The sequence below is a fragment of the Shewanella halifaxensis HAW-EB4 genome (assembly GCF_000019185.1).
GTDB lineage: Bacteria > Pseudomonadota > Gammaproteobacteria > Enterobacterales > Shewanellaceae > Shewanella > Shewanella halifaxensis.
This window is the reverse complement of the sequence record NC_010334.1, coordinates 4,922,898-4,936,896: the sequence shown is the minus strand read 5'-3', so window position 1 is coordinate 4,936,896 and position 13,999 is coordinate 4,922,898. Positions and strand designations below refer to the sequence as shown.

At 42.0% G+C, this 13,999-nt stretch carries 13 protein-coding genes; 4 read left to right on the top strand and 9 right to left on the bottom strand.

Annotation, left to right across the window (positions count from 1 at the left end):
- The first annotated feature begins 403 nt into the window (after window positions 1-403).
- Window positions 404-1,843 carry a P-loop ATPase, Sll1717 family gene (locus tag SHAL_RS20925; protein WP_223296227.1) on the top strand — a complete coding sequence of 480 codons (1,440 nt, stop codon included), beginning with the start codon at window positions 404-406 and terminating at the stop codon, window positions 1,841-1,843.
- A 359-nt stretch (window positions 1,844-2,202) separates the two neighbouring features.
- On the top strand, window positions 2,203-3,039 hold the full coding sequence (locus SHAL_RS20920) for a hypothetical protein (RefSeq protein WP_012279108.1): 837 nt from the start codon (window positions 2,203-2,205) through the stop codon (window positions 3,037-3,039).
- A 270-nt stretch (window positions 3,040-3,309) separates the two neighbouring features.
- Here SHAL_RS20920 and SHAL_RS20915 read toward each other — a convergent pair whose 3' ends face one another.
- Entirely contained in the window at window positions 3,310-3,669 is a 360-nt protein-coding gene (locus SHAL_RS20915) for a helix-turn-helix domain-containing protein (RefSeq protein ID WP_041416154.1), read from the bottom strand.
- Window positions 3,670-3,743: 74 nt separating this feature from the next.
- On the opposite strand from SHAL_RS20915, the gene SHAL_RS20910 reads away from it, so the two are divergent.
- The gene (locus SHAL_RS20910) at window positions 3,744-4,226 is read left to right on the top strand and encodes a lecithin retinol acyltransferase family protein (protein ID WP_012279107.1); all 483 of its coding nucleotides are present in this window, start codon (window positions 3,744-3,746) and stop codon (window positions 4,224-4,226) included.
- Between the two features lie 40 nt (window positions 4,227-4,266).
- On the opposite strand, the gene SHAL_RS23625 is transcribed toward SHAL_RS20910, so the two are convergent.
- Window positions 4,267-4,656, bottom strand: a complete 390-nt coding sequence (locus SHAL_RS23625; protein ID WP_041416153.1) for a helix-turn-helix transcriptional regulator — start codon at window positions 4,654-4,656, stop codon at window positions 4,267-4,269.
- Between the two features lie 484 nt (window positions 4,657-5,140).
- Window positions 5,141-5,458, bottom strand: coding sequence for a hypothetical protein (locus tag SHAL_RS20900; RefSeq protein WP_012279105.1), 318 nt, complete (start codon window positions 5,456-5,458; stop codon window positions 5,141-5,143).
- Between the two features lie 114 nt (window positions 5,459-5,572).
- Between SHAL_RS20900 and SHAL_RS20895 the strand changes: the two genes are divergently transcribed.
- Window positions 5,573-5,956 carry a hypothetical protein gene (locus SHAL_RS20895; protein WP_012279104.1) on the top strand — a complete coding sequence of 128 codons (384 nt, stop codon included), beginning with the start codon at window positions 5,573-5,575 and terminating at the stop codon, window positions 5,954-5,956.
- A 515-nt stretch (window positions 5,957-6,471) separates the two neighbouring features.
- Here the strand turns inward: SHAL_RS20895 and SHAL_RS20890 are convergent.
- The 6 genes from SHAL_RS20890 to SHAL_RS20865 form a co-directional block, all read right to left on the bottom strand.
- Window positions 6,472-7,182 (bottom strand): DUF6445 family protein, encoded by a 711-nt coding sequence (locus SHAL_RS20890; RefSeq protein ID WP_012279103.1) that lies wholly within the window; start codon window positions 7,180-7,182, stop codon window positions 6,472-6,474.
- Between the two features lie 362 nt (window positions 7,183-7,544).
- The gene (locus tag SHAL_RS20885) at window positions 7,545-8,795 is read right to left on the bottom strand and encodes a putative porin (RefSeq protein ID WP_012279102.1); all 1,251 of its coding nucleotides are present in this window, start codon (window positions 8,793-8,795) and stop codon (window positions 7,545-7,547) included.
- Entirely contained in the window at window positions 8,795-10,069 is a 1,275-nt protein-coding gene (locus SHAL_RS20880; RefSeq protein ID WP_012279101.1) for a quaternary amine ABC transporter ATP-binding protein, read from the bottom strand. The genes SHAL_RS20885 and SHAL_RS20880 overlap by 1 nt, the downstream gene beginning before the upstream one ends.
- Window positions 10,062-10,961 (bottom strand): ABC transporter permease, encoded by a 900-nt coding sequence (locus SHAL_RS20875; RefSeq protein WP_012279100.1) that lies wholly within the window; start codon window positions 10,959-10,961, stop codon window positions 10,062-10,064. Before SHAL_RS20875 ends, SHAL_RS20880 begins: the two co-directional genes overlap by 8 nt.
- A gap of 84 nt (window positions 10,962-11,045) precedes the next feature.
- Entirely contained in the window at window positions 11,046-12,050 is a 1,005-nt protein-coding gene (locus SHAL_RS20870) for an ABC transporter substrate-binding protein (RefSeq protein WP_012279099.1), read from the bottom strand.
- 469 nt (window positions 12,051-12,519) lie between these two features.
- The gene (locus SHAL_RS20865; protein WP_012279098.1) at window positions 12,520-13,998 is read right to left on the bottom strand and encodes a sulfatase family protein; all 1,479 of its coding nucleotides are present in this window, start codon (window positions 13,996-13,998) and stop codon (window positions 12,520-12,522) included.
- Between the last annotated feature and the right edge of the window lies 1 nt (window position 13,999).

Here is a 13,999-nt window from a genome sequence, read left to right as displayed (position 1 = left end):
ACAATTATCATGGTATTGATGTGACTCACTTATGCCCTATATCACTTAGAACAAATGTTCTACATCGATAGCGTATTCTTGTTTTCCCTATTAATACTAATGCCATCAAGACTAATTTGACGCAATTACATGCACACCAAGGCTTGATGGCAAAGTTTTATTAGCTACTTAGCTCAGTGATAAACACTAGAGCAGGCGACCTAACATCAATGCAAGCATTTTTAGTTCAAGGTACAATTTTGGTGGTCGCGGTGCTAACACCTAAAGCGAGGCAGTTCCTCGGGAGGGGAATCCACGTCATTCGTTATCTATTTTAGCGCAATATGCAACAGAACCTTTTGAGTATATAGTATTGAAATTAGTTGTTATTAGGAAGTGTCGTGTATATATGTTAAGGCTCAAGTTGAATGATAGATCGTTATTTGGTAACGATGCTGGCGAGGATGAATCTCTGGAAGTATTGAACTCATACTTTATTGAAAATGATGAATTTGATGATTTTTATGATGATGAGCATCGTTTATGCGTGGTAAACGCTAGAAAAGGTATGGGTAAGTCAACCCTATTGTCAAAACTTGATTATGACTTGGCATTTAAAAAGGAATATAACAGTCCAATAGTTATTCGTGTTACGGGAAACTCATTGCTTGGGTTAGGGGACTTTAATGGTAAGGACTCTGCATACCTTGAAAATTATTGGAAGCAAATTATCTGTAAGGAAATTAACATCCATATAGGTAAGACCATTAACTTCGCTTTAACTAGTGACGAAATGTCGATGGTCGAGATCTCTGAACTAGAAGGAATGAAGAGCAAAAACTTAATTGGTGGGCTCATATCTCGAATAAAAGGTAAAATCCCTGTACTTGGTTCTGAAACTCAAGGGTTTCAACCGGAAAAATTAGAAAATCTTCTTAACAACTATTTAGAAGAAAATAGTGACAAAAAAGTATGGCTACTGGTTGATGATATTGACGCAAAATATATAGACAGTGAAGATTTTCAGTATCGAATCAGCTCTTTCTTCAGTGCAGTCCGTGGACTTTGTTTTGATGTCAAAAACTTGAATGTCAGAGCAACAGTGCGCTCTGATGTCTGGACAAACTTAAGACATGTAGAAGACCTTGATAAATGGGATCAATACATTGTAAATATTGTTTGGACAAAAAAACAGATGAGAGAGATGCTAGCGAAGAAAATACTTTCTTATGTTCAAAGAAAGCACCCCTTGTCTCTCGAGGCAAAGTATAAGTACGACCGAGACTATAACAAACTATTCCAACTGATATTTATTAGTCCTATAAAATGGGCGGGAAAAGAAGCACCTGTTTTTGATGCGATTAACGCATTTTCCAATCACCGTCCTCGTTCTATGGGGCAATTATGTAGAATGGCTTCAATTCAGGCTCATAAGAGTCGTTGCAAAGTGTCCTTGAATCAGTTTAATGAGGTTTTGACAAAATATGGTCAAAATCGACGTGATGATTTGATAAAAGAACATCAACACCAATTTCCTGAACTGGAAAACTTGATCGATTCATTTAGAGCAGGTCAAAAAGAGTATACTTTTTCAGAGTTGGAAATGATATTGGATAGTAAGTTTATAAAAGGGCGAGATGCGTCAGACATTCCTGTTATTGACGGTAAACCATACTGTGAACTTATCGACTTAGGACACTTTGTATACAAAATTGGTTTGATATCTAAGCTGCCTGATAGCTCTCAGAAATTTACATATTATACTGATGATCCAGATCTATTTTATTCTCAGCAAAACCGAAATAATGATCTTACTTGGACTGTGCACCCAAGCTATCGAAAGTATCTAAATATCAACGGTTAACAAGATAGCTGACAAGAACTTAAGATTCTTTTTCTAATCTGATAGAAACGGTTTAGCTCAGTGACCGTAAATCGTTTTTGTCCAACTTCGAGTCAGCGAGATCTACGCTGACTCATTTTTGCCCAAAGTGTGTTAACTCTCCAGACTGAGTGGTCTTCAGCTAATTACGTTTGCCATACATGCGCTAAAGAATAGCCAAAATATAAGATCTGCCCCCGAACATCTTAATTGTCTTGAGTAAACAAATAGGACATTGAACACTTGCCGATGACTAGATATACTATTTATTATCAATTAGTTGCTCGGCATTCTCTTGCGGGTAAATCGCTGTTTTGGTGTTATAGTTCTCTGAGGTTACAATGTTTAAAGAAACAGAAGAGTTGAACATAGTTTTGGAAGAACTCGAATCAAATAAGTTTATTGATATCGAAGCTCCGTTATCATCGCTTTCAAAATTTATTAAGTGCTTTGAAAATTCGTTAGAAATTGATGAAGACTTTTTAAAGGAAGCAGCGCCAACATTTTTAGAAATGTTTTCTTCTCCAGAGTCTATTCTGTCATCCATTGTTTCCAACCTAGAAGAACAAACCTTAGCAATTAAAAATAAAAATGCAAGCGTTCAGGAGTTTAATGAATTATTGCAGTTATTTGTTGATGTGGATGCAGTTGAAACAAATAAGGCTTCAGAGTTGATAGTACAATCTGACATTTTAAACTCAACAGACAATATGCTAGAGAGTTCCTGCTTAGTCTTACAGCTTGATGGCTTAGAAGGAGAGAGGTTAGCAAAAAAAATTATTACGATAGCACCAACCCTCATAGAGGATAGCTATAAAAAATACTTATCATTTTTAGTTTCCTGCAAATATCTTTTGGCTAAATCAAACAAGGTTCCAGATGGGAAACTAGGTGTTATGCTAAAACAAGTGGATAGTCTAAAAACGCAATATCCATCATTAATTCATACTGATATATCTTGGTTGAGAAATGCTACTGCTCATCGTAATTGGAAGTATGATGTCGCCGTAGGTAGTGTAATTATTTGGGATGATAAAACTCCAGTTGAATCACTTACGCCAGAAGAACTAATGATTAAGATTGTTGGTCCATTTACGGTGTCGAGTAAAGTTTTCTTCGACGCAAGCCTTTATTATCAGCTAACGAAGATAGAACAAGCGTTTAAGAGATATTCGTAACGCTTGGCATTTTAGTCTGCATAGAGTCTAAGGCGAAATGCCGAGGCTTGGATATTGTATTACTCAAATCTTAAGACTGTGTTAACTACTACAATCGCCATACTTATTGTAATGTGAAGCATAGGCTTTAGAGCCTTAGCTTCAACAAGCTTTTGTCCACAAAACGTGCTGTGACTCTATGCGAGTTAAAGTCAACTTAACGGTAACAGTAATTATCAGGAAGTAGCCCATAGCTCACCCGCCAATAGGACGATGTATTTGAGTTATGAATTATCGCTTTGATAGAATTCCGACCAAAAGAGCACCAAGAGCCGCGCCTACAACTATCTTCCCAGTATCCGACTCTAGACTTCCCCTTGTCTGCGCAATTACTCGGTAACCATTAGATTTTAAAGAATCTATTGATTTTTCAACATGCATAAAAAGTTCGCTAGGACTAATCTGCAATGCATTGCAAGTAAGGAATATTTGGTCAGTGCTCATTGAAGACTTTCCACTCTCAAGTCGGCTATATGAAGCTTGAGAAATCCCAAGCTGGGCTGCTATTTCGGCTTGTTCTTTTATTAAAGCTTTACGCCTACTAGCAATGATTGAGCCTAGAACTGCGGAATAAGTAGTCAGATTATCCATAAAAGCCTTGATTGTGAATTCGAATACGTTTAACGTATATGCTTTAAACGTATGTGTATAGGATATTTGTATTAATGAATAATAACTTAAAACCGGGATCTTTACTATTTAGAAGTAAAGGTATTGTCGAGCATGTTGGTGTGTATTTGGGAGGAGATCGTGTCATACACTCAAGCCCTGAAACAGGGGTTAAAGTGGTTCTTATCAAGGAATTTTGTAAGGGAAAAGCTATTAAGGTTCAAAATGTTGAAGATCTTGACGTCGAGACTTTATCAACAAGGATTGAAACTATCTTTGCTGGTTCAACTGAATACTGTCTAACAAGCCGTAACTGCCAACATATAGCAAACTATCTGATTCATGGGACTCCAGTAAGCCCACAGCTAAGGTGGGCTTTACTTGGTGGCGTACTGGGAAGCCTTTTCGCGACCTATCGAGGATCAAATTCAATGCTGTATCTAGCTGGCGGAGCGTTGCTTGGGTGTTTAGTATACTCTGGTAGTTTAAAGTATGATTTGCTTCTAAACGAGAATGAAATTGGTAGTGCAATACTATAGCTTGGATATTCTCTGTGAGCGTCAGGAAGGCTATAGTGATTTAATCATTGAGTCTTTCCGCCATTTTATTTTGAATCCAATCTTCGAGCTCTTTCCGTACCCAAACTACAGAACGACTGCTTAGTGAAATTGATTTAGGGAAGTCCTGTTGATTCATTTTTGTATAAATAGTAGATCGACTTAAGCTCGTCATTTGGATGACCTCTTTGATTTTTATTAAGTCATTTGGCTGCTTTTTCGGATCTGGAGGGCACAAAGAGGCTTGAGTTAATGTCGCTATAACTGCTTTCTCATTAATACTGGTTTTTAGCTGAGCCTCTATCGTATTGATGTACTTTAAGTTCAGTTCTAGCGCTCTGATAGCACCCTCAGTAGTCGATTTTATATGTGAAAGTTGATTGCTAATTATTTCATACTCTGACTTCTTCATAACTCTGCATTCCAGGCCAATAACAAAAAACGTGTCACTACTCTAGACTCATTAGCTTGTCTTGTCGTCTGACTTCATGATAATCACTATGCTTATACTTGACCATTATCAGAGTGGTAATCGCCTAAAGTTTTTTGGCTCACCCGATAGCGCTGATTTAATACCTATGATGAAGTGGTTGCAACTTCTAGTTACCGTGAATTTGAGCCAGTTTAAGCAGCAAAACATACGGTTTACCAATGGCTTGCCAACTTAACGATAATAACTATTATCGTTAAGTTAGTTAAATATTGCTTCATCAGTATAGCTAACACGTAATTTTGGTTAAAATTGCTTAGAGTTTAAGTTCTACAGGAGAGAGCAGTAAGTAATACTTCCTTAAAAATAAGGAAGATTTTCTCTGAGAAAAGAATGAACTAGCCAGTGTGGAACCGGGTGCTTGAGGCTAGGTACCTTCGGCTACCCGGTTGTGTGCTTATCTATTTTACTCGGTCTCAGGTTCGCCTCCTACATTTGGAGCTGACATTAGCTTTTTAGCTTTTTCAACATAAGGCTCTGCTTTATATGCAGTGTATCCTAGAGCATTCATTGATTTTAACTGGCGGTTTTTCTCTACATTTATGAATAACGCTACATCATTTTGTAATTGAGATGTATCTTCAGCCATTTTGTGCTTCGCATTCCAGTTCGCAACTGTTTTGTCAACATCAGGAGCAACACCAGTGCTTACTTCCAGCTCAATTAAATCACGAGCTAGCGCTTGTAGAGTAGAATCTAGAACGAAGCCTCTAATAGTTCCCATAAATTTATCCCCTAGTACAGGTCATAAGAAGTCAACCTGTTCGACCTCTTGCATTCAAACTTATACAAACTTATAATAAGTGTCAAATGTTATATTATAAGTTTTATAACCTACATGGAATACATATATAACCAGCGCGCCGAATACTCACAAGCAAGCTTACGCTCACTTAAGACGGCATTATTAGAGCTTCAAAACTTCTACAATGAACACTTTAGCAACCTTAATTTAAGGTGTATGTCCGGAGATATATCACAACAAGAGTTTTTTGATGAGCAGCGAAAACTTAGCAGTATGGTTTGGCAGATCAAAGACTTGGAAGCAAAAATAGAACAATTCAATCAAACACAAGGAGTCAAGAGAGGGCAACTTAGTGACTCAGAAAAAAATCAAATTTATCACTACTACAAAACTGGTAATTATACTCAAATGCAACTCTCACAAATGTTTGGTGTAAGTCAAGCTGCTATATCTGGTGTTTTAAAGAAATTTGAATAATTCTGCGCGCAAAATACAGAGTGGCTCCAGCGCTCGCAGTGCGTGTTGTTTACGCTATGAATGATGAACCAATGAGCAAGAATTTCATATGAAGCGTAGGCTAGGCATTAGTTAGCAGTAGACAACGAAAGCATGTGTTCTAATTGTCACTGCAATCCCTATAGTCAGTGCAATATGAGACGTAAAAGTGTTAAGCATGAGTAATGAATTATCAGGCTTATTCGTCTGCCTAGCTGGCCATACTGTACTGTCGTTCGCTCTGTTACACTAAGTGTTACACCATCTGTTACACACGTTAGTGGTTACTTACTATGAAGCTCAATAAAATTAGATTATGTGAGTTGGCTCAGTTAGCTTATCGGCCAACTCACCTATTAATAATAAAAGGCCTCACAGCAATGTGAGGCCTTTTTGCTTTTTGTTAGATGAAAATAGCTAATTCTATTCTTAAAAAACTATTTGAAATATTTAGGGTTTTGCTTCACCTAGCCTGCTAAGATATTTTATATGGGCAATTAATCATCTGACATATAAAAGAAAGTTACAGCTAATCGCTTTTCTCTTTTTTCTTTTCCAAAATAGCCACTTGCACTGTGAGCAATGTTGCCTTTAAATAAAATAAGTCGGTTGAATTTATTCTCTATGCTTAGATCTTCATACCATGAACTTGGTGGTAGGCTGTTGGTGTTTAATGCATCTACAAGGTTTAGATATGGGTTTTTTACGATATTGCCGCCAGCAGCACCGTTAGAATATTTTAGTCGATAAAAAGAGGTGCCAGAATTTGGTGAAGGTTGTTTATTTAAGTATAAAACAGCTCCAAAACGGCATAGCTTTCTACTATCTACATGAGGTCTCGGAGCTCCTTCTTCACTGCCGACTAGAATTGCTGTATTTGTATCGACAATCACTTCCTTTGACTCTGCTACCCAAATTTTATTTTTACCAGTTTTTTGCTTTATCCAGTCTTCAACCAGCTCTAACTCTTTTTTCTTTAATGCGTTTTTAGATCGCATGCCCGGCCATAACTCGTCGCTATAGGGCTTCCCAAGTTTCCACTTTGTTTTCGTGTAGCAACGATTAGCTATATCAGTGGCCTGCTTCTCTGTAAATAAGTTGTCAACAATCCAGTAGTTAACGTTCTCTTCTGGTTTTTCATATGGCAGTGTAGGAGAGTTAAATGGTACTTCTGGTAGTGTTAGGTTGGATGAATACTTTTCATGCATTTTGTTTTCTCTATAGTTAGAGCTGTAAAACGACTCATTTATTGTTGTTATTTAACGGAATAGTAACAACTTTGGTTGGTAATGAATATTTTATTACCCAAAAAGCTGATTTTAGAGTTTGGAACGACTTTTTTGACTGAGGTCATTGAAGGTAGGGGGGATTTCGTCGCTTATCGATTATGAATGCTATTTATCAAAGGGAAAACCGTATCTCGCAAGGGATGCGTTTTTTTCCTTTCTGGGACTTCCCGAGGCTTATCGGGCATCAATGTCACCTATTCAAACAAAAGACCGCATCTCGAAAGTGATGTGGTCTTTTGTTAGCAGTTATTCACACTAAGTTGCTGCAATAGATAGCAAGATTAGAAATAGTAACCAAAGTTGATGTTAAAGCGGGTGTTAGTACCGCCATCTCCCACCATGGTGCCGCCGATAAATGGTTGGTTCTCTGCAACAACAAAGTCGACATAGGTATAGAGTCCGCCAGCAGCAATAGCCATGCCTGTGACGTTCATAAAGGTATCTGCTAGCGCCGCAGACTTATCGGTAACAAGCGAATAATCGTTATAGAAAGTTAGATTGGATATTGGCCCTATCTCTACAGGTAAGCTGTATGCCACGTTGGCGATATAGGTCGTCGCTTCTGCTGGAATAGAGTCATAAAAGTGATAAGCGGCTACCACAATACGCTCTACATCCATGCCATCCACATCGTACTTGTAGTCGGTCAGCTGTAACTTAACGTTCCAGCGGTCGTAATTGATAATACTGTGCAGCGCTGCAGCCACGTTATCTCCATCGGTGCCGTTGGCAATATCTAGCTGTCCCGCTTGGATTGACGCGCCCAGTTCAACTTCAACGTCATTGAATGTCATATTGTGAGCATAACGACCATTAAACGTATTCACTTCGGCAGCGGCATAGCCGTCACTCGGGGCATCATAGGCATCTTCTCCGGGTAAACGGATACCAACAACATCGTAGGCATAACGATCGGTTCGGTCTGAGACGAAGCCATCAAGGCCGCCCTGTTCATCATTCTTATAGAAGGCGAGATCAATTTGATTTTTATCGCCTTTATAGGTGTAGTTCAGGCCCATATCGTAGTCATCTTCAAGCCCAAGATAGAAATTAGAGCTGAAGAAGTAGTTGTTTGAGGCGTAAGTTAAAATACCAAAAGGCACTTGAGTCACACCAATTTTACCCTGCTGCTCATCAAAGTTATAACCAATCCAAGCGTGCTGAATAACATTCATATACTCGAACCAGCGGTACTGGGCTGAAAAAATAAGGTCTTGGTAATTGCCAGAAACGTCTATGCGAAATAGGTCAAAGTCAAAGTCGCCACCACGGTCAGAGTTATCCTCATCGTAGTCCTCATAGGCATAATTGACACGCACGGCCCCGCCAAAGTTGACGGCATTTTCTGGCTCCTGTGTTTGTTCTTCAACAACTAGCAGCTCTGGTTGCTGCTGTTGAGATTCAAGCTGCTGAGCCTCAAGTTGATCGATACGGGCTTTTAACGCCTCTAGCTCTTCATCTATTGGGGTGGCATTTGCATTAGCGGATAATGCAAGGGCGATACATGAAGCTGCAAGTGTGTAGCGGATCATCATTTATCCTTATTGGTTAAGTTTGATTTTTGTAAGTCGGTGCTGTTTATTTTGTCTGTGCTGTCGGCATCATCGCTGTAGAAGTCCGATAGCACGCCAGCCAAGTGAGTCCGGGAAAGTTCGCCTTGTAAGTCGCCATCAGCATCGACAACGGGTAGGGGATAATCCGACTCCATCGTTGCGGGAATAATGCTTTCAAGCAGTGCATCTTGTGATATCGGTGTCAGCGGCTCTACCTCGAAGTCTTCCATTAGCGCTTGCTCATCTGCTTTCACGGCATCTTCGAGTGCTTCTTGGCATACCAGCCCCTGAAAGCCTTCATCGGTAACGTAATAGGCATAGTTAGCAGGAATGCGTTTCATCTGTTTGAGCGCTTCGCCTATCGTGTCGGCGGTTAGGCGAAATGCGGGGGGCTTCATGACGGTTTCAACCGTGAGGGCTCGTGGACGGTTTACGTCTTTGACAAAAGCTTCAACATAATCGTCGGCAGGGTTGAGTAAGATATCCACCGGCTCACCCACTTGAACCAGTTCGCCGTCTTTGAGAATGGCGATGCGATCGCCAATTCGCAGCGCTTCATCGAGATCATGGGTAATAAAGATAATGGTTTTATGTAGCTCTTTTTGCAGTTCTATCAACTGGTCCTGCATTTCACTGCGTATTAGCGGATCGAGTGCGGAGAAGGCCTCGTCCATCAGCAAGATCTCTGCATCGGTACATAGGGCTCTTGCAAGGCCTACACGTTGCTGCTGACCACCTGATAGTTGAGACGGATACTGGGCCTCATAGCCGCTCAAGCCTACGGTCTCAAGCCATTGCTTCGCTTTGGCATTTCTTGCGGCTTTGTCGACTCCTTGCACACTCAGGCCATAACCGACATTCTCTAGCACCGTTCGGTGAGGCATTAAGCCAAAGCGTTGGAACACCATGGCCATTTTACTGCGCCGAAACTGTTCTAGCTGCTTGGTATTGAGCTTCATGACATCCAAACCTTCGACCAATATTTGCCCTTCTGTCGGGTCGATGAGGCGGTTGAAGTGGCGAATTAGGGTTGATTTACCGGAACCAGATAGCCCCATAATCACAAAAATCTCGCCTTTTTTAATATCGAGGTTAATGGCTTTAAGGCCGACGGTATGACCGGTTTTTGCGAGAATTTCATCCTTAGATAAGCCTTCTCTAACCAGAGGCATCACTGTGTTTGGTTTGCTGCCAAAGACCTTAAACAGATCCCTAATTTGGATCAGTGGTTGTATCTGTGCGTCGTTAGTCATGCTGTCCACCCCGCATATGCTTCTGTGAACGCTTAGCGTAAGCTTGAGAGGTGCGATCAAAAATGATTGCCAGAGCAACGATGGCCAAACCGTTAAAGAGTCCGAGGGTGAAATATTGATTAGTGATCGACTTGAGTACTGGTTGGCCTAAGCCCTTGACGCCGATCATCGATGCGATGACGACCATGCCTAATGCCATCATAATCGTCTGGTTAATACCGGCCATTATGGTTGGTGAGGCCAGTGGTAATTGAACCCCCATCAGGCGCTGCATTCGGTTGGCACCGTAGGCGGTGGCCGCTTCTAGCACTTCCTTATCTACTAAGCGGATCCCTAAGTTGGTTAGGCGAATAACGGGTGGAATAGCGTAAATGACTACCGCAATAACGCCGGGCACTTTGCCAATACCCAGTAGCATGACGACCGGGATCAGGTACACAAAGGCGGGCATGGTTTGCATCACATCCAGAATTGGGGTCACTAGCGCCTGAGTTCGATTACTGCGAGACATTAAGATGCCAATGGGCACGCCCAATGTGATAGCCAATAGGGTGCAGACTGTAATGATGCTAAGGGTGCGCATCGTATCTTCCCACATGCCAAAATAACCAATCAGCAAAAATGAAATGACGACCCCTAAAGATAATTTCCATGAGCGGCTAGCAAAGTAAACCAAAGTGGTAATGCAGAGCAGTACAGCCCACCATGGCGATTGCACTAGCAGCTTTTCAAACCAGATAAGAAAGTCGAGCAGCGGATCGAAGAAAGACTCGATAAGCTCGCCGTATTCGCGTGAAAAGTCCCGAAAAGCACCGTCTAAATATTTACGGATCTCTAGCAAAGTGGAGCGATCCATTTTTGGGAATTTGCTGAGCCAAGAAAAGTCAGCCATTACTACCTCTATTATTTTTATTCGTGATATCTAGATGAGGATAAAAAAAGCGAGGCTTAGCAGGCCTCGCATTGATAGTGACTTTTATAGATCGGCTATGGCCAATTTCACTTTTGTGGCGACGTTAGTGGGGACCCATTCAAGCCAAATATCTTGATGATTGATTAGGAAGTGCTCGGCGGCGATAGTGCCATCAGCCTGATTATCTTCCATCCAGGCCAGTAAGCTGTTCATCTGCGCATTGGTTAAGGCGCGTTTGCCAAGGTATTCAAATGCAGACGTTGATTTTTTAGCAAATTCTGCGGTGGTAATCGTTTGTACCAAGGCCGCTGGGTACATGGTGACTTTAGGGTCGGCACACTCTGCTTGAGAGATACAATCACTAAACTCTTTTGCATCGACGCCACTACCAAAGTCCACTTTGACCATCTTGTACTTACCCAATACTGCCGTGGGGGCCCAATAGTAGCCAAACCAAGGCTGTTGGCGCTCATAAGCTCGGGCAATAGAACCCGCTAGACCAGCTCCTGAGCCCGGATCGATAAGATCAAACCCAGCATCACTAAGCTTGAGTGCGCGAAACAGGTTTTCTGCAGAGAGCTGGCAACCCCAACCCGCAGGGCAGCCATAAAAGGCGCCGCGTTCAGGATCTTCTGGATGCTCAAAGGCTTTAACATTGGCTATCACCCCCTGAATGGTTTTCAGGCTAGGGTCTTTGTCGACCATGTATTGTGGAACCCAGAAGCCCTCTTCACCACCATCCGACAACGACTTGCCTGCGATAACTAAACGTTTGTCAGTGACCGCTTGCTCGATAAGCTCTTTGACGCTGTTACTCCAGATTTCAGGGGCGATGTCAGGCTCGCCCTTTTCAACCATTGAGGTGCTGGTGGGCATGGTATCGCCAGGAGTTAACTCGGCTTCACAGCCATAGCCATGCTCTAAAATAAAGCGATCAACGTTAGCGATTAATGAAGCAGAGCTCCAATTCATATCGGCGATAGTGACCTTGCCGCATTGTTCATCGGCAAGGGCTTGATGGGTTACGCCACTAAGGAGTAGGCCACCGATTAAAAGTATACGTTTCATAAGAACTCCGTGCTCGAGGTTAGGTATCCTTTGCGCACGAACCTTGCTAGAAAATAGTTAGAGTTAAAACTAGAGGCCGTGCTGTGATTCTTTCTGGTAGCAGCCTTGTCGCGCTCAGGTGAATGACTTTAGAGCAATGTGAGGGCTGATGCCGATCAAAATTAACACAGTTGCATTCTAGTTAACAGTTCGGCAATCTTAGTTTGTGGCTCAAGCCGTGAATATGCAGGTTGAATATTGTTAGAGTTCGAATTAACTTTCTATGCTTGGAGTCATTCACTTACGGGTTTTGTGCTATTAGTTTTCTTATGCTCTTGCTTTTCTTGCACCGCAGTTGAGGTTAGCCAACGTTACGATATTTGGAACGAAGACCTAATAAAAAAACCACGTTTCAAAGCGAGCTTGGGTTAGTGGTTTGAGCATGTGTCATTCAATTATGGGTTGGCGTATTGAAATGACACCAGCTTAATTACTTCTTACCTTTGTTAAGGATATTATCGTTTTCGATATCCTTACGGTAAGCTTGGTACGCCGTGGTTAACTCTTCAACTTTGGCCTTGTATTCAGGCTTGTTGAGTAGGTTATACACTTCGTATTTGTCTTGGCCGATGTTGAACAGGTACTTGTTGTTACCTTGACGGTCAATAATCAGTTTGAAATCACCGATACGTACAGCGTATTCATTGATAGCATCATCTTGATACGGCATATCAATGGTCCAGATCATCGGTTTTGTACGCTCAACGCTCAGGCCGTTGAATGTGCTGACAAATGAGACACCATCGATTGTACGGTCGCTAGGGGTATCGAAGCCAATGAGCTCAGATAGAGTCGGCACAATATCTAGACCATAAATAGGCTCATCAGAGTCGGTTTCAGCTTTAACGTGACCATGGTATTTCATGATCATCGGTACGCGAATGCCACCTTCGAACAGGTTGTCTTTACGACCACGTAGTCCGCCAGTTTCACCCGCCATGTTCAGCTCATATGGCTTACGCGCTTCACGAGTTACCGGACCATTGTCTGATGAGAACAAGATAATGGTATTGTCATACTCACCCATGGCTTTTAGCTTGTCGATAACGCGGCCCAGCTGAGCATCCATATAGGTGATGTTGGCAAAGTATTCGCCTTGACCACGGTAAGGTTGATTAACCCAATCCCAATGGAACAAATCTGGATTTTCTTTAGCAAAGTCGGTCAGGTAGTCACCGTACATATCCAAGTACTTCTGTGGTGAAGCTATAGGCGTGTGCACCTCAGAGAAAGGCACGTACAGGAAGAAAGGCTTATCGCCGCCTTGATCATCTAGCCAGCCGATAGCTTCATTGGCCACTAAGTCGGCGCTGAATTGATCCGTTTCACCTACAGGTACACCGTTGCGCCAGAAGTTATCAACGTGGATCTTACCGTGACGCAAGCTACCATCAGCATTTTTGGCTTCGGTCTTGGCATTTTTAGCCCAGCCGCCAGGAATGATAAAGCTATGCTCGAAACCTAAATCACTCGCTTGCGGGTGATCTTTCATATGTGCGCCACCGTTAAGGTGAAGCTTGCCAGTGATAGCAGTGTCATAGCCTTCATCTTTCAGCATGTGGGCTAGAGTGATCTCCTCTTTACCGATATGGACGTTCTGTCCATCAGGGATCCATGAGCGGATGCCTGTGCGGTATGGGGTACGACCGGTTAGCATGCCTGCGCGTGATGGCGAGCACAGTGGCGCTGGTGAATAGTACTGAGTAAACTTGATGCCTTCAGCGGCCAACTTGTCGATGTTTGGTGTCTTAACAATGTTGTGACCGTAGGTCGCCAAATCACCATAGCCTAAGTCATCGACATAGAAAATAACTACGTTTGGCTTGTCAGTGACAGTAGTTTGAGCGGCCGAAACATTGGTGCTTAGAGAGGCAAGTACTATTGCACTCGCGAGTAGTGTTTTTTTCATT